Here is a 15,972-nt window from a genome sequence, read left to right as displayed (position 1 = left end):
CAGGAGTCTGGACTTGACTAAAACCTACGTAGACTTTATAAGTTTTGCTACGTAGGTTTTAAGTTTAAATTTTTCTTTTAACATTCTTTAGAATTATTTTTTTAAATTGGTAATTGTTATTTAGTATCGTTAATAATCAATTGACGTAATGATTGGCGTTTAATAACTTCACGTGCTTTACCATCTTTTAAGAAAAACACTGGTGGTTTCTGCATTTGATTGTAATTAGAAGCCATTGAGTAATGATATGCTCCTGTAGAAAGAATCGCTAGGTAATCACCACGTTGAACAGAAGAAGGGAGTTTCGCATTGCGAATAATAATATCGCCTGATTCACATAATTTACCAGCAATCGTTACCGTATCATCAGCTTCTTCATGACGATTCACTAATAACGCTTGATATTTCGCATCGTATAAAGCTGTTCTAATATGATCACTCATACCGCCATCAATCGATACATATTTATTCACATTAGGAATTTCTTTAATTGTGCCAACTTCATATAATGTTATACCAGCTTCACCAACGATTGAACGACCAGGTTCAATACCTATTTCTGGCACTTCATAATTTAAACGTTCAGTTTCCGCTTTAATTGCGTTAGTTATTTCTGCGATGCCTTCCTCAATAGGGAAGCTAACATCACCTTCAATATATTTAATACCAAAACCTCCACCGATATTAAGCAGTTCAATTTTAATATCATTGTCAGATAACCAATTTAGTACTATTTTAGCAGTTTCAATCATTGCTTCAGTACCCTCGATTTGAGAACCGATATGGAAGTGAACGCCTTTTAAATGTAGACGTTTTGAATCACGCACTTTATTAACCGCTTCGATAGCCAAACCATGTCGAATAGATAAACCAAATTTACTATCTTCTTGTCCAGTTTGAATAAACTCATGTGTATGCGCTTCAACACCTGGATTAACACGTATAACTACATTCACCGAATCACTTGCGTATTTATCGATTAATTCAATTTCTTCAAGTGAATCGATGACGAAGTAACCAACGCCATTTTCTAGAGCATATTGAATCTCATGTTTTGTTTTATTGTTACCATGGAAGTGAATTTTACTAGGATCAAATTTCGCCTCTAATGCAGTATATAATTCACCCTCAGATACTACATCTAATTGTAAATCCTCTTCTTGTACTAATTTAACCATTTGTATACAAGTGAAAGCTTTAGATGCATAAGAAATATTATATTTCAAACCGCTTTCTTGAAAAGCTTTATGGTATCTACGCATTTGATTGCGGATTTCATCTTCATCATAAACAATAGTAGGGGTACCAAAGCTTTGAGCAAGCGTCTTTAAACTTGTACCTGCCATTGTTAATTCACCATAATCATTATATTTTACTGCCATTTTATCTATACTCCTTTATGAGAGAATCATGATTCATCGCACTAAGTTGTTCTGAGTTAGCGCCTACACCTTTGAATGTATATTCATCAATGCGTATATCGTCATTATATAATATCACTTCATCTTGTGCATCGACTTCATCATCGACTTCCACAAACATATGACTCATCATTAATGCACGAATAGGGTAACGCTTACCATTAATTAATGCGTCATGTTTAGCTCTCGATTTAAGGATACCATCACCATAACCGATGTCTACAACTGCTAATCGTGTGTGATCACGAGACGCTTCGAATGCGAAACTATACCCACAATAATCTCCAGCATTGACTTCACGCACTTGAATCACATTACCTTTAACAGTCAGTGATTGCTTAATAATCTGTGTGTCTAATCGGCTATAAGGACGAGAACCATATAACGCGATGCCTACACGTGCATGGGTATGTTGCGGTAATAGTATTTGACCTTCACGATAATAGCTTGCACTATTTTGCGCATGAATGAAATCAAATTGATAACCCTCTTTTAACAATGCATTCACCACATTTATCCAAGCCTCTCGTTCTACACCATACTCTGGAACATCAAATTCATCCGCATAACCAAAGTGGGTCCATACGCCACTAATAATCATTTTATCTTCATTTGTATTCGCTAGATGGTCTTCAATAACTTCTTTAATTTCTTCTAATGTTTTGAATCCAGAACGGTGAAGTAAATTCTCATATTCGAGATGCACTTTGATACCACTAAAATCATTCTTATATTTATAATAGTACGCTAATGACGGTAAGGTCATTTGAATTTGATATTTTCTTACTTTTTCAAAATCATAAACTGCGTTCATCAAGAATATCGTGGCATCAGGTGCTAATTCGCGTACTTTAATGGCTTCTTTCAAAGAAGTAGTGCTAAATGTATGGATTCCTGCTTTTAAAAAAGAGGTAACAGCAAACGCCAAACCATAATGATAAGCGTTGTTCTTCACTACAGCCATTATTGAATTATCATTTTTAACTTGAATAGCATTTTGTAAAAACGCTTCTTTATCGACGGACCATATTGCTGTCAATGTGAATTACTCCTCTCCATAATGCATTAACAATTGTTCATAATAATTTGCCACATCAATTAATACTTTTTCATCAAAATTTAAATGAGAGGTATGAAGGCCAGTTACAAAACCTTTGTCTTCGTTTCGTGTACCTACGAATGCAAAGTAAGCAGGCGCAAGTTGTTGGCCATAGAAACTAAAGTCTTCACCAAATAAGAAAGGTAGGGGCTTATCTATTACTTCTAGATTCGCAGCATTAATTGCTTGTTCTACACTTGCACGTAGTTTAGGACTGTTCATCGTAGGAGGATAGCCTTCTTCAAATTTCACTTCACATTCTACGTTAAATAATAAACTTACACTTTCAGCAATTTTATGCATTTGAGTTTTAACTACATTCAAATCATTAGGGTCATACGTTCTAATTGTACCTTCTAAATATCCGTGGCTAGCTACTGTATTTATTGCCTCACCAGCTTCAAAATGTCCCATATGAACAATGTTTCGTTTCAATCCGTTAAGATGATACTGCTGTATCTGACCAACTTGATTTAGAACATGTAATAGCGCTTCGCCACAAGAATGACCTTGTTCTTTATCCGCAACATGACTAGATAGCCCTTTTAAAAAGAAACGATACTCAGTTGCACTGGCTGTAATTTCTTCATCGCGGATTACAACTTGTCCTTCATCTGCAAATGGATTAACATGAATGCCAAAAACGGCTTCTATTGGATAATTATTAAACGCGCCTGCTTTAATTAAGCGATTCGCACCGCCACCAGTTTCTTCAGCAGGTTGGAATATAAATACAACATTATGCGGTAGTGTCCCATTATCAAACATCTCTTTACAACGTTTAACAAATAACATTAATGCCGTTGTATGACCGTCATGGCCGCACGCATGCATCACATTGTCTGTTTGACTACGATAGTCAACATCATTTTCTTCAAAAATAGGTAACGCATCAATATCTGCTCGAAATGCAACGGTATGATCACTATTACCTTTTAAATAAGCAATTGCACCTGTTTCAAGCGGTCTCTCATAAGAAACCCCTAAGTCATCTAAAAAATGTGTAATGTATTCTGTTGTCTCAAACTCATGTAGACTTAATTCTGGATGTTGATGTAAATGTCTTCTATGTTTCGTTACAAACTCTAATTCGCTCATCATATCATTCCTTTGTTTACTATATTCGTCTTATCATTATTGTAACTTATTTCATCTTTTTATGTATGGTGTGATTGTAATTTAAAATATGATTAAAGTGTGAGAATAGAGAAAGAATAACGCGTCATACTAGCGCGTCATCACTCTCGAGAATAACTAAAACTGAGAAGAGCTTATGTTAAGCGCCTTCTCAGTTCAGTCAGCTATTACAATCATGCATTATAGCCATAAAATAATAAATTGTGTCACAGACACTTATCAAATACATATCGTATTAGTCATTCAATTTTCTTAATGCTGAAACGATTTCACGTTTAGAATCTTCAACTTCAGAAGTTTGTTTAATGACCTTGGCTGGTGTACCAGCAACAACTGCACCAGCTGGAACGTCTTGAGTGACAATAGCACCAGCAGCAACAATTGCACCTTCACCAACATGAACTCCTTCTAAGATAACCGCATTCGCACCGATTAACACATTATCATCAATGATTACTGGAGAGGCGCTAGGGGGTTCAATAACACCTGCTAACACAGCGCCAGCACCTACATGTACATTTTTACCAGTTGTAGCACGACCACCGAGTGTTGCATTCATATCAATCATAGTGCCTTCGCCAACAACTGCACCAATATTTATCGTTGCACCCATCATTACAACAGCGCCATCTTTGATAATTGCTTGTTCTCGAATGAATGCACCTGGCTCAATACGTGCATTCGTATTCGTTAAATCTTTAAGCGGAATAGCTGAATTTCGTCGATCCATTTCAATTTCTAACTCCGTAATTACAGATTGATTTGTTTCATAGAATGTCTTCCAATCATCTGCTTCACAAAATATAACTTTAGAATCGTCAGAACCAAATACTTTAAAAGATTCTGGGAAGGTAACACCATCAAAATGTCCATTGGCATATACTTTTAATGGTGTAGATTTTTTAGCATCACTGATATATTGAATAATTTCTTCAGCTGATAAGTGTTGTACCATAATTGAACTCTCCTTAATAATAGATAGAATTTTATATTTTATAAGTTATCAAACGTGTAATAACCATTAGATTGATTTATTAATTTTTCTGCGGCAGTAATGGCACCGTTAGCAAAGATATCCTTTGACTGTGCTTTATGCGAAATTGTAATGGTTTCGTCTATTCCAGCAAATAACACGTCATGTTCACCAACTATTGTGCCACCTCGAATAGAGTGAATACCAATTTCATCTTTACTGCGTTGTTCAGTGCGCTCATGACGATCATATACAGGTGTACTGTTTTGACGTAAGTCTTTGATGACGTCATATAATTTAACTAATGTGCCACTAGGGGCATCTACTTTTTTATTATGATGTGCTTCAGTCAACTCAATATCAAAATCTTGTAAAAGCGGTACTGCAGCTTCTAATATTTTAGTTAATGCATGCACACCATAACTCATATTTGCACTAAAGAAGACAGGCATGCTTTGACCTAATTCATTTAACTTTTCAACTATTTTTTCCTTTTCACCAGTAGTAGCTACCACTAAAGTCAATTGAAACGGCTCATCAAGTAGAGGTAATAATAGATTAGGATTTGAAAAGTCTATGGCCACATCCGCTTCATTTTGCGCATCAGCAATATGACTGTAATGCGTATATGGCGTTGTTTCATTGTTTTGTGGCTCTATAACACCTATAATTTCATGACCTTTGTCTTCTGCCAAACGTGCCACTCTCTGATTCATTGCACCATAACCGATAAGTAATATTTTCATTAAAGTTCACCTGCTTTAAATTGTTGAAATGCGTCAATTAATACTTTAGCATCTTCTACTTCTAAAGGAATCAGTGGTAAACGTAATTCATAATCTCCGAATCCTAGATAACTCGTTAACGCTTTAATCGGAATAGGGTTAACATCTACAGATAATGCACCCAATAATTTACCAATCGGTTCAAAATCTTTTGAAATATCTTCTCCACGTTGTTTCGCATCGTATAATGCTTGGAATTCTCTAGGAATAGCGTTACCAATAACCGATATAACACCATTGCCACCTCTATTATAAAAGTCAACAACATTGTCATCATTACCGCTGTACAATGCAAAAGTTTCTTGATCAATGCGACGTTTTACATCTTCATAATAATCAAAATCATTTGTAGCATCTTTAATTGCAACAATGTATTGATTATGGCTTAATGTTTCAACCGTTTCTGGTTCAATCGTCATATTTGTTCGAGAAGGTACATTATAAAGTACTACAGGCAATTTAACTTCATTTGCAATTGTTTCAAAGTGTTTAATTAAACCACGTTGATTCGTTTTGTTGTAGTAGGGTGTAATTAGCATAATTGCATCCGCACCAAGTGCTTTTGCGCGTAGTGATGCTTGAATAGATTTGGCAGTATTATTAGTACCTGTACCTGCGATAATTGTCACACGATGATTGACTTGTTGAATCACTGATTCTAGAATATGCGCTTTCTCTTCTTCAGTTAAAGTAGGGCTTTCAGCTGTAGTTCCATTTACAATAATGGCTTTTACACCATTTTCTAAAAGGAAGTCTACGTGTCTCTCTAATGCATTATAATCAACTTCATTATTTTTGAAAGGGGTAGCAAGTGCTACACCTACACCTTCGAATAAATGTGGCATATTATCTAGCTCCTTTTAAATTGATTACTTGCTCTAATACTTGCACGGCATTCAAGGCTGCACCTTTCAATAAATTGTCTGACGTACACCATACGTGGAACGTATTATCCAATGAGTCATCTCTACGAATACGACCAACAAACACGTCATCTTTACCAGTAGAAGTAAGTGCCTGAGGATACTCATTATTGTCAGGATTATCAACTAATACAACACGATCATCTTTATCGAATAACGCTTTAATGTCTTGTACAGTTGCTTCTTTATCAAGCGTAACGTCAATCTCAACACTATGGCTATCTTGTACCGGAACGCGGGCACATGTAGCTGTGACTTTTAAAACTGGTTCATGTAAAATTTTGCGTGTTTCATCAATCATTTTTTGTTCTTCTTTTGTATATCCATTTTCTAAAAACACATCGATATGAGGTAACACATTATTGTAAATAGGGTGTGGATATGCTTCTGGTTCTTTCCCATTTGCACCTTCTGCTAAATCTCGTTTACCTTTAATACCAGAGCCCGAAACTGCTTGATACGTAGTATATGCCACACGTTTTAAACCAAATTGATCTTGTAACACTTTTAATGGCACTACCGATTGAATTGTTGAACAGTTAGGATTGGCAATAATACCACGTTTGAATTCTGGTTGATTAACTTCAGGTACAATTAAATCTACATCCTCAGTCATTCGCCATTGGCTTGAATTATCAATAACGATTGCACCAGCTTTTTCAAAAATAGGGGCGAATTGTGCACTTGTACCGCCACCAGCACTCATCAAAACATAGTCAAAGTGGGCACTAGCTGCATCTTCTGTTAGTTCTTGAACAACATATGTTTGACCTTGAAATTCAACTTCTTTCCCCGCAGATCTTGCAGATGAGAATAAGACCAATTCGTCAAATTGAATGTGTTTACGATCAATAGTTTCTAACATTTTTGTTCCAACTAATCCTGTTGCTCCAACCACTGCTAATTTTGTCATAATTTATCACTCCAATAATATTTGTTTGAATTTTCCTAAAATTTAACTTAAATGTTATATGAATTATATATCAAATGCCTCGTATAATCGCTCTACGGCTTTTTCGCCATTTTCAGCGTCAATGACATATGAAATACTGATTTCTGAAGTTGTTGTTTGATAAAAAGGGATGTTGGCGTTAATTAGTGTAATAAACGCTCTGGATGCTACGCCTGACATATCTCTCATGCCTGAACCAATTAATGAAATTTTGACGTAAGCTTCATTAATTTTATAATCTAAAGCTTCAAATTGAGCGGAAAGCCCACTTAAAATATGTGAAATTTGATGCACATCACTATCTTTAATCGTAAACGATAATTGTAGCCCTTCGATGTTAACGATTTGCGATATCATATCTACATTAACTGAGCCATCTTCTAACGCTGTAAACAATTGCGTTAACAAACGATTGTCAGGTAGGGGGTAGCTTATCGTTACATGCATCATATGTTTATCTAAAGCGACGCCCGTGACTGCTTTCTTTTCTAAAATTTCTGTTCTTGGCATAATCCACGTTCCTTTCACATTTGATAGTGTTCTTCCCAAATACAATGGTATATCGTAATTCTTGGCAAGCTCAACACTACGGGTTTCAAGTACACCTGCACCAAGTGCACTCATTTCCATCATTTCTTCGTAAGATACATAATCTAAGCGCTTTGCTCTACTAAGAACTCTTGGATCGGTTGCATAGACACCATCAACATCTGTATATATTTCACAAGGTATTTGATTACTTGCTGCTAAGGCAACTGCCGTTGTATCAGAACCACCGCGACCTAAAGTTGTAAGTTCTAACTCATCATTGATACCTTGAAAGCCTGCTACGACTAAAATGTCGTTATTTTGAAAAGCTTGATCAAAGGTTTTTGAATCAATTTCTGCAATTCTGCTTTTCAAATGATGACCAACCGTTTTAATACCTGCTTGATAACCAGTCATGGCTCTAGCAGTCACGCCGATATCATTTAACACCATTGATAAATAGGATACCGTTTGTTGTTCACCAGTAGTAAGTAACAGTGCAAGTTCTTCATCTTTAGGTGTCGCAGTCAAATGGAAGACATTATCAATTAGTTGATCTGTTGTTTTCCCCATAGCACTGACTACTACAATTAATTGTTCACCTTCGTCTACTCGACGTTTCAGCATTTTAGCTATATTTTTTATTTTTGTAAAATCAGCAACGGATGAACCGCCAAATTTCAAAACACTTCGTTTCAATACGATACCTCCTACAGATTAGGGGAGGCACACGTTATAAAAAAAGAGCAAGTTCGGAATGCTCGAACTTGCTCATAATTTATATACAAGTGATGCACTCCATTATTTTTAAATAATGACAAACTCTCAGCTCTTAACCACAAAGTCCAACAAATCATACCTGCGATTATGATTCATTTCGGCATCGCACCCTTTCTATATTAGCTGTTGCAGACAGTGTATCTAATATATACTAATGATTGATGCGCCTCATCAATTTCTTATTCAATTGCTATGTTTTATATTATACATATGGCAATTGTGTCTGTAAACCGATAATTGTGATTTTTTGAAATAGACTGAAAAATTAAAGGCTATTTTTCATCATGAAGGTAAATATGAATTAAAAGTGAAAAATTTCGGTGTTGAGACCTTTATTCAGTATAAAAAATTAAGGTTGAGACACAAAGTCATCCTTTTCTAGAACTTAATCGACGTGTTCTAAATGATATACTTTAATCTCAACCTTATTTTAAATTATAAATTTATTTTTGTAATACACCAATTTCTTGTAAATATTCTTCATAAGGGACTTCTTTAGATAAACCGCCTGGTTGATTTAGATCAATGACACGGTTTGCAATCGTATTGATGAATTCAAAGTCATATGACGTAAAGATGATTGAACCTTTAAATGAAGCAAGACCATCATTTACTGCTGTAATACTTTCTAAATCAAGATGGTTCGTAGGTTCATCCAATAGTAAAACGTTCGCACTTGAAAGCATCATTTTACTTAACATACAGCGAACTTTTTCACCACCAGAAAGTACACTCGCTTTCTTTTTAACTTCCTCACCACTAAATAACATACGTCCTAAGAATCCACGTAAGAACGTTTCAGTTTGTTCATCTTCAGGCGCATATTGACGTAACCAATCTACTAAATTCATGTCTATACCTTCAAAGAATTCTGAGTTATCTTTAGGGAAGTAACTTAATGATGTCGTTACACCCCATTTAAATGTACCTTCATCTGGCTCCATTTCACCAGCTAAAATTTTCAATAGTGTTGTTTTAGCAATTTCACTATCTCCAATTAATATTGCTTTATCATTTGGATTCATAGTGAATGAGATATTATCAAGTACTTTTTCACCATCAATCGTTTTAGATAGGCCTTGTACGGTTAATAAATCATTTCCAATTTCACGTTCTGGCGTGAACTTAACATATGGATAACGTCTTGAAGAAGGTTGAATATCATCTAATTCAATTTTCTCCAATTGTTTTTTACGACTTGTCGCTTGTTTAGATTTAGAAGCATTTGCTGAGAAACGTGCAATAAAGTCTTGTAATTCTTTAATTTTTTCTTCTTTTTTCTTGTTTTGCTCTTGAGCCATTTTTTGAGCTAATTGACTTGATTGATACCAGAAATCATAGTTACCTACATATAATTTAATCTTACCGAAATCTAAATCAGCAATATGTGTACACACATTATTTAAAAAGTGACGGTCATGTGATACAACAATGACTGTATTATCGAAATTAATTAAGAAATCTTCTAACCAACTAATAGCAGGAATATCTAAACCATTGGTAGGCTCATCGAGTAGAAGTACATCTGGTTCACCAAATAAACTTTGAGCTAATAAAACTTTCACTTTTTGATTATTTTCTAATTCAGACATTTGTTTATCATGTAATTCAGTAGCGATACCTAAACCTGAAAGTAGGGAAGCAGCATCCGCTTCTGCATTCCAACCATTCATTTCAGCGAATTCACCTTCAAGTTCAGCAGCACGGATACCATCTTCATCGCTGAAATCCGGTTTCATATAAATGGCATCTTTTTCTTTCATTACTTCATACAAACGTTCATGACCTTTGATAACGACGTCTAATACACGTTCATCTTCATAAGCGAAGTGATCTTGTTTTAAAACAGCCAAACGTTCATCTTTACCCATTGAAACGTGTCCTGTTTGAGAATCAATTTCTCCTGATAAAATTTTTAAAAACGTTGATTTACCAGCACCATTGGCACCAATAAGTCCATAACAATTACCTTCAGTAAATTTAATATTTACATCTTCAAATAGTTTACGATCGCCGAAACGTAAACTTACATCAGTTACTTGTAGCATGCATTTACTCCTTTATTTATCGTTTATCTAACGCAAAAATTATATCATATTCTGTATAGAGTTTCGACCTAATGTAAATGTAAACGTGTGAATGCTTGTTTTTACTATGCATGTTATAATGATGTAGAATACAAACCCTTGAAGGAGAATATTATGGCATTAGATAAAGATATCGTTGGTTCAATTGAATTTTTAGAAGTCATTGGTTTAGAAGGTTCTACATACCTTTTAAAAGGTCCAAATGGTGAACAAGTAAAATTAAATCAATCAGAAATCAATGATGAAGATGAATTAGAAACAGGTGAAGAATACAGTTTCTTCATCTATCCAAACCGTTCTGGAGAATTATTTGCAACTCAAAATATGCCGGACATTACGAAAGACAAATATGATTTTGCCAAAGTGTTAAAAACAGACCGTGATGGTGCACGTGTAGATGTTGGTTTACCAAGAGAAGTACTTATTCCTTGGGAAGATTTACCGAAAGTGAAATCATTATGGCCTCAAACTGGAGATTATGTACTCGTTACATTACGTATCGATAGAGAAAATCAAATGTTTGCGCGCCTGGCTAGTGAAACAATCGTAGAAAAAATGTTTACGCCAGTTTATGATGACGAAAAACAAAATGAACTTATTAAAGCAAGACCATATCGATTATTAAGAATAGGAAGTTTCTTGCTATCAAATGATGGCTATAAAATCTTTGTACATGAATCAGAACGTAAAGAAGAGCCACGTTTAGGAGAAGAAGTAGAAGTACGGATTATTGGTCATAACGATAAAGGTGAACTAAATGGTTCATTTTTACCTCTAGCTCATGAACGTCTTGATGATGATGGTCAAGTAATATTTAATTTATTAGTCGAATACGAAGGTGAATTACCTTTTTGGGATAAATCAAGCCCAGAAGCAATCAAAGAAGTATTCAACATGAGTAAAGGTTCATTCAAACGTGCCATTGGTCACTTATACAAACATAAAATTATCAATATTGAAACAGGTAAAATTTCTTTAACTAAAAAAGGTTGGAGTCGTGTAGAAAAAGATTAATCATCTCGATTCAAACATTTTCCTTCTATTTAAATAGTGCTTTTAATACGCTATGTCATTTCAAGAAATTTTTCTGACCGCTAGTCATACTTGTGGGGCTGGACGATGAATTCGATAAGAATTCTCTCCAGCCCCTTTTTTTATTTTCATAGACAATCTTTATGCTTAGTAATAATTTTTCTATAATCTTAACAAAAAATTTACATTTAAACCATTTTGTATTAACAAAAGGTATGTAATATAAGGACTGTAAGAAATACATATAACATTTTGGGTTATCTATTAGGAGGATATTTCAATGAAAAAATGGCAATTAGTTGGTACAACTGTTTTAGGCGCTTCGGTATTATTAGGCGCATGTGGCGGTGGAGATAGCAGTGGAAGTGGTTCTGGAGATGGCAAAGACCTTAAAGGTGAAGCTAAAGGTGAAGGTTCATCAACAGTAGCTCCTATCGTTGAAAAATTAAACGAAAAATGGGCTAAAGATCATCCAAACGCTACTATTTCATCTGGTCAAGCAGGTACTGGTGCTGGTTTTGAAAAATTCATCGCTGGCGAAACTGATTTCTCACAAGCTTCTAGACCTATTAAAGATGAAGAAAAACAAAAATTAGAAGACAAAGATATTAAATATAAAGAATACAAAATTGCACAAGATGGTGTAACAGTTGCTGTAAACAAAGATAACGACTTCGTTAAAGAATTATCTAAAGATCAATTGAAAAAAATCTACAGTGGCGAAGCTAAAACTTGGAAAGATGTAAATTCAAGCTGGCCTGATAAAGAAATCAAAGCATTCTCTCCAAACTCAAGTCATGGTACTTATGACTTCTTCGAAGAGGAAGTAATGAACAAAGAAGATATCAAAGCTGAGAAAAACGGAGATACTAACGTAATTGTTCAATCAGTTGAGAAAAACAAAGAGGGTATCGGTTACTTCGGTTATAACTTCTACGAACAAAACAAAGATAAATTAAAAGAAGTTAAAATCAAAGACGATGAAGGCAAAACTACTGAACCAACTAAAGAAACAATCAAAGACGGTTCATATGCTTTAAGTAGACCATTATACTTATATGTTAAAGAAAAATCATTAAAAGATAATGACGTAATGAGAGAATTCATCAAATTCACATTAGAAGACAAAGGTAAATCTGCTGAAGATGCTGGTTATGTAGCTTCACCAGAAAAAGTTTACAAAGATGAACTTAAAAGCTTAGAAAAATATGATAAAAAATCAGATAAATAATAATCATTATTAATAACAAAGGGCTGGGAATTATTCAAGGGGTATTACAAGGTAGCAACTCTGCTACCTTGTTCTCGAATATATGGGTGATTGTTAAAATGTTTTAAGGTTAATTTGAACTCATTGTTTACCTGATAATTTCTAGCGCTTTTTTAAATTTATTGGGAGAAAAAGAGAGGGTTATATATGGCATCGGAAACTAATGTTAGAGACTTGATAGCTAAAAATAACGCTAAAAAGGGCGGTTTTAGTGATAAAATCGTACCCATTATTTTAGGTATTATAGCTGCAATCTCAATTTTAACTACAATCGGTATTCTATTCACTTTGATAACTGAAACAATAACATTCTTCACACGCGTATCTATCGTTGAATTCCTATTCACTAAAGACTGGAACCCAACAGGTTCTGATCCTAAATATGGTATCTGGGCACTTGTAATTGGTACTTTAAAAATTACAGTTATCGCAACGATCGTCGCAGTACCTATCGGATTAGGCGCAGCTATTTATTTAAGTGAATATGCAAGTGACAAAGCACGACGTATTATTAAACCAATTCTTGAAATCTTGGCAGGTATTCCAACAATTGTATTTGGTTTCTTCGCTTTAACGTTTGTAACACCTGTTTTAAGAACGTTTATTCCAGCGCTTGATAGTTTTAACTCTGTCAGCCCAGGAATTGTAGTAGGTATTATGATTGTTCCTGTCATTACAAGTATGAGTGAAGATGCTATGGCATCTGTACCTAATAAAATTCGTGAGGGTGCTTACGGTTTAGGATCAACTAAATTCGAAGTTGCTACAAAAGTAGTATTACCAGCTGCAGCCTCTGGTGTCGTAGCTTCAATCGTTCTAGGTATCTCTAGAGCCATCGGTGAAACAATGATCGTATCATTAGCCGCTGGTAGTTCACCTACAGCATCACTAAACTTAACAAGTTCAATTCAAACAATGACTGGTTATATCGTAGAAGTTGCAACTGGTGATGCTACATTCGGTTCAGATATGTACTACAGTATTTATGCCGTTGGTTTCACGTTGTTTATCTTCACGTTAATAATGAACTTAATTTCTTATTGGATTTCGAAACGCTTCAGAGAGGAGTATTAATATGACAGCTACTACAAATCCTAAAGCAAAAACATTAATAGACCAAAATAAAGTAGAAAAAAATATTTCAAGTCGTGGCAAAACGAACAAGCTAAATAAATGGTTATTCTTTTCATGTATCGTCATCGCTTTAATTGTACTTGCAGCTTTATTAATTCAAACATTTGTTAAAGGTATTGGTTATCTTACACCAGATTTCTTTACAAGTTTCTCTTCTTCTACACCTTCACAAGCAGGTATTAAAGGTGCATTAGCAGGAACAATTTGGTTAATGGTAAGTATTATCCCAATCTCTATGATTTTAGGTGTTGGTACGGCAATTTATTTAGAAGAATATGCGAAAGACAATTTCTTTACGAGCTTCGTTAAAATTAGCATTTCTAACTTAGCCGGTGTACCTTCAATCGTATTTGGTTTACTAGGATTAACATTGTTCGTTCGTGGTGGCGGTATTCAAGCACTTGCTTTAGGTAATAGTGTTATCGCTGCAGCCTTAACAATGTCATTACTTATTTTACCTATTATTATCGTTTCAAGTCAGGAAGCAATCAGAGCTGTTCCAAACTCTGTTCGTGAAGCTTCATACGGCTTAGGCGCAAACAAATGGCAAACCATTAGACGTGTTGTATTACCTGCAGCACTACCTGGTATCTTAACTGGTTTCATTCTATCTTTATCTCGTGCACTGGGTGAAACAGCACCATTAATCTTAATTGGTATACCAACGATTCTATTAGCAACACCAACAAGTATTATGTCTATGTTTACAGCATTACCAACGCAAATTTACACTTGGGCTAAAATGCCTCAAGCTGAATTCCAAAATGTTGCATCAGCAGCAATTATCGTATTACTAGTCATCTTATTATTGATGAACGCAGTAGCCATTTTCTTACGTAACAAGTTCTCTAGAAAATATTAATCCATTCATATACATCATTCATTAGGGAGTGAAGATTGAAGCGACAATGACATGTTTATAATCGTGCATCATTATCGTTTCAATCTTACAGATATAAAGGAGTTTTTAATTATGGCAAATACAAATGTTAAAGAGAAAGAATTAGCACAACATACAAATCGATCTCAAGACTCAATTTCAACAGTTGTTTCATCAAATGAAGTGAAACATAATAACGAAACTGATACGAATAAAAAAGTAGTTTATTCAACACAAAACTTAGATTTATGGTATGGCGATACACATGCTTTACAAAATATCAATTTAGATATTTTAGAAAACAATGTAACAGCAATTATTGGACCATCTGGTTGTGGTAAATCAACATACATCAAAACATTAAATCGTATGGTAGAATTAGTACCTTCAGTCAAAACTGCTGGTAAAATTCTTTACCGTGATCAAAATATCTTTGACGAAAATTATTCTAAAGAAAAATTAAGAACGAATGTTGGTATGGTGTTCCAACAACCAAACCCATTCCCAAAATCAATTTATGATAACATTACTTATGGCCCTAAAACACACGGTATTAAAGATAAGAAACTATTAGATGAAATCGTAGAAAAATCTTTACGTGGCGCTGCAATTTGGGATGAATTAAAAGATAGATTACACACAAATGCATATGGTTTGTCTGGTGGTCAACAACAACGTGTTTGTATCGCTAGATGTTTAGCAATTGAACCAGATGTCATTTTAATGGACGAACCTACATCTGCACTTGACCCAATTTCTACTTTAAGAGTTGAGGAATTGGTTCAAGAATTAAAAGAAAATTATTCAATTATTATGGTTACACACAACATGCAACAAGCTGCACGTGTATCAGATAAAACTGCATTCTTCCTTAATGGGTACGTTAACGAATATGACGACACTGATAAAATCTTCTCTAATCCTTCTGATAAACAAACAGAAGATTACATCTCAGGACGTTTCGGTTAATA

14 protein-coding genes and 1 riboswitch are annotated in these 15,972 nt (G+C 34.6%); of the genes, 5 read left to right on the top strand and 9 right to left on the bottom strand.

The window, feature by feature from the left end; all coding sequences use genetic code 11:
• Window positions 1–116: 116 nt before the first annotated feature.
• From lysA to KA878_RS13125, 9 genes are all read right to left on the bottom strand, one after another.
• A complete protein-coding gene (lysA, locus tag KA878_RS13165) occupies window positions 117–1,382 on the bottom strand; it encodes a diaminopimelate decarboxylase (protein WP_193839352.1) in 1,266 nt (421 codons plus the stop codon).
• 1 nt (window position 1,383) lies between these two features.
• Window positions 1,384–2,460 (bottom strand): alanine racemase, encoded by a 1,077-nt coding sequence (locus tag KA878_RS13160; RefSeq protein WP_210142175.1) that lies wholly within the window; start codon window positions 2,458–2,460, stop codon window positions 1,384–1,386.
• Window positions 2,461–2,466: 6 nt separating this feature from the next.
• Window positions 2,467–3,618, bottom strand: a complete 1,152-nt coding sequence (locus KA878_RS13155; protein WP_075108471.1) for an amidohydrolase — start codon at window positions 3,616–3,618, stop codon at window positions 2,467–2,469.
• Window positions 3,619–3,892: 274 nt separating this feature from the next.
• Complete coding sequence (gene dapD, locus KA878_RS13150; RefSeq protein WP_075108470.1) at window positions 3,893–4,612, bottom strand: 2,3,4,5-tetrahydropyridine-2,6-dicarboxylate N-acetyltransferase; 720 nt, start codon at window positions 4,610–4,612, stop codon at window positions 3,893–3,895.
• Window positions 4,613–4,650: 38 nt separating this feature from the next.
• Window positions 4,651–5,376: a 4-hydroxy-tetrahydrodipicolinate reductase gene (gene dapB / locus KA878_RS13145; protein ID WP_193839354.1), complete on the bottom strand. Its 726-nt coding sequence runs from the start codon at window positions 5,374–5,376 to the stop codon at window positions 4,651–4,653.
• The gene (gene dapA / locus KA878_RS13140) at window positions 5,376–6,260 is read right to left on the bottom strand and encodes a 4-hydroxy-tetrahydrodipicolinate synthase (RefSeq protein WP_107629664.1); all 885 of its coding nucleotides are present in this window, start codon (window positions 6,258–6,260) and stop codon (window positions 5,376–5,378) included. Before dapA ends, dapB begins: the two co-directional genes overlap by 1 nt.
• Before the next feature lies 1 nt (window position 6,261).
• Window positions 6,262–7,251, bottom strand: a complete 990-nt coding sequence (locus KA878_RS13135; RefSeq protein WP_193839355.1) for an aspartate-semialdehyde dehydrogenase — start codon at window positions 7,249–7,251, stop codon at window positions 6,262–6,264.
• A gap of 63 nt (window positions 7,252–7,314) precedes the next feature.
• Entirely contained in the window at window positions 7,315–8,517 is a 1,203-nt protein-coding gene (locus KA878_RS13130; RefSeq protein WP_193839356.1) for an aspartate kinase, read from the bottom strand.
• An 84-nt stretch (window positions 8,518–8,601) separates the two neighbouring features.
• Window positions 8,602–8,778: riboswitch (Lysine riboswitch) on the bottom strand.
• A 263-nt stretch (window positions 8,779–9,041) separates the two neighbouring features.
• Window positions 9,042–10,646 carry an ABC-F family ATP-binding cassette domain-containing protein gene (locus KA878_RS13125; protein WP_193839357.1) on the bottom strand — a complete coding sequence of 535 codons (1,605 nt, stop codon included), beginning with the start codon at window positions 10,644–10,646 and terminating at the stop codon, window positions 9,042–9,044.
• Window positions 10,647–10,799: 153 nt separating this feature from the next.
• Between KA878_RS13125 and cvfB the strand changes: the two genes are divergently transcribed.
• From cvfB to pstB, 5 genes are all read left to right on the top strand, one after another.
• On the top strand, window positions 10,800–11,699 hold the full coding sequence (cvfB, locus tag KA878_RS13120; RefSeq protein WP_210130048.1) for a CvfB family protein: 900 nt from the start codon (window positions 10,800–10,802) through the stop codon (window positions 11,697–11,699).
• Between the two features lie 298 nt (window positions 11,700–11,997).
• Window positions 11,998–12,948: a PstS family phosphate ABC transporter substrate-binding protein gene (locus KA878_RS13115; RefSeq protein WP_070855596.1), complete on the top strand. Its 951-nt coding sequence runs from the start codon at window positions 11,998–12,000 to the stop codon at window positions 12,946–12,948.
• A 186-nt stretch (window positions 12,949–13,134) separates the two neighbouring features.
• Window positions 13,135–14,061 (top strand): phosphate ABC transporter permease subunit PstC, encoded by a 927-nt coding sequence (gene pstC, locus KA878_RS13110; RefSeq protein ID WP_053030923.1) that lies wholly within the window; start codon window positions 13,135–13,137, stop codon window positions 14,059–14,061.
• A 1-nt stretch (window position 14,062) separates the two neighbouring features.
• Window positions 14,063–14,983 (top strand): phosphate ABC transporter permease PstA, encoded by a 921-nt coding sequence (gene pstA / locus KA878_RS13105; RefSeq protein ID WP_075108465.1) that lies wholly within the window; start codon window positions 14,063–14,065, stop codon window positions 14,981–14,983.
• Between the two features lie 111 nt (window positions 14,984–15,094).
• Window positions 15,095–15,970 carry a phosphate ABC transporter ATP-binding protein PstB gene (pstB, locus tag KA878_RS13100; RefSeq protein ID WP_053030927.1) on the top strand — a complete coding sequence of 292 codons (876 nt, stop codon included), beginning with the start codon at window positions 15,095–15,097 and terminating at the stop codon, window positions 15,968–15,970.
• Window positions 15,971–15,972 lie beyond the last annotated feature (2 nt).

The sequence above is a fragment of the Staphylococcus sp. GDY8P57P genome (genome assembly GCF_017892585.1).
Lineage (GTDB): Bacteria > Bacillota > Bacilli > Staphylococcales > Staphylococcaceae > Staphylococcus > Staphylococcus borealis.
This window is presented reverse-complemented; position numbering and strand designations above follow the sequence as displayed.

Excerpts from the sequence above, each read along its gene's own strand:
- lysA (WP_193839352.1), bottom strand. The coding sequence starts at position 1,382 with ATGGCAGTAAAATATAATGATTATGGTGAATTAACAATGGCAGGTACA.
- KA878_RS13155 (WP_075108471.1), bottom strand. The coding sequence starts at position 3,618 with ATGAGCGAATTAGAGTTTGTAACGAAACATAGAAGACATTTACATCAA.
- dapD (WP_075108470.1), bottom strand. The coding sequence starts at position 4,612 with ATGGTACAACACTTATCAGCTGAAGAAATTATTCAATATATCAGTGAT.
- dapB (WP_193839354.1), bottom strand. The coding sequence starts at position 5,376 with ATGAAAATATTACTTATCGGTTATGGTGCAATGAATCAGAGAGTGGCA.
- dapA (WP_107629664.1), bottom strand. The coding sequence starts at position 6,260 with ATGCCACATTTATTCGAAGGTGTAGGTGTAGCACTTGCTACCCCTTTC.
- KA878_RS13135 (WP_193839355.1), bottom strand. The coding sequence starts at position 7,251 with ATGACAAAATTAGCAGTGGTTGGAGCAACAGGATTAGTTGGAACAAAA.
- KA878_RS13125 (WP_193839357.1), bottom strand. The coding sequence starts at position 10,646 with ATGCTACAAGTAACTGATGTAAGTTTACGTTTCGGCGATCGTAAACTA.
- cvfB (WP_210130048.1), top strand. The coding sequence starts at position 10,800 with ATGGCATTAGATAAAGATATCGTTGGTTCAATTGAATTTTTAGAAGTC.
- KA878_RS13115 (WP_070855596.1), top strand. The coding sequence starts at position 11,998 with ATGAAAAAATGGCAATTAGTTGGTACAACTGTTTTAGGCGCTTCGGTA.
- pstC (WP_053030923.1), top strand. The coding sequence starts at position 13,135 with ATGGCATCGGAAACTAATGTTAGAGACTTGATAGCTAAAAATAACGCT.
- pstA (WP_075108465.1), top strand. The coding sequence starts at position 14,063 with ATGACAGCTACTACAAATCCTAAAGCAAAAACATTAATAGACCAAAAT.
- pstB (WP_053030927.1), top strand. The coding sequence starts at position 15,095 with ATGGCAAATACAAATGTTAAAGAGAAAGAATTAGCACAACATACAAAT.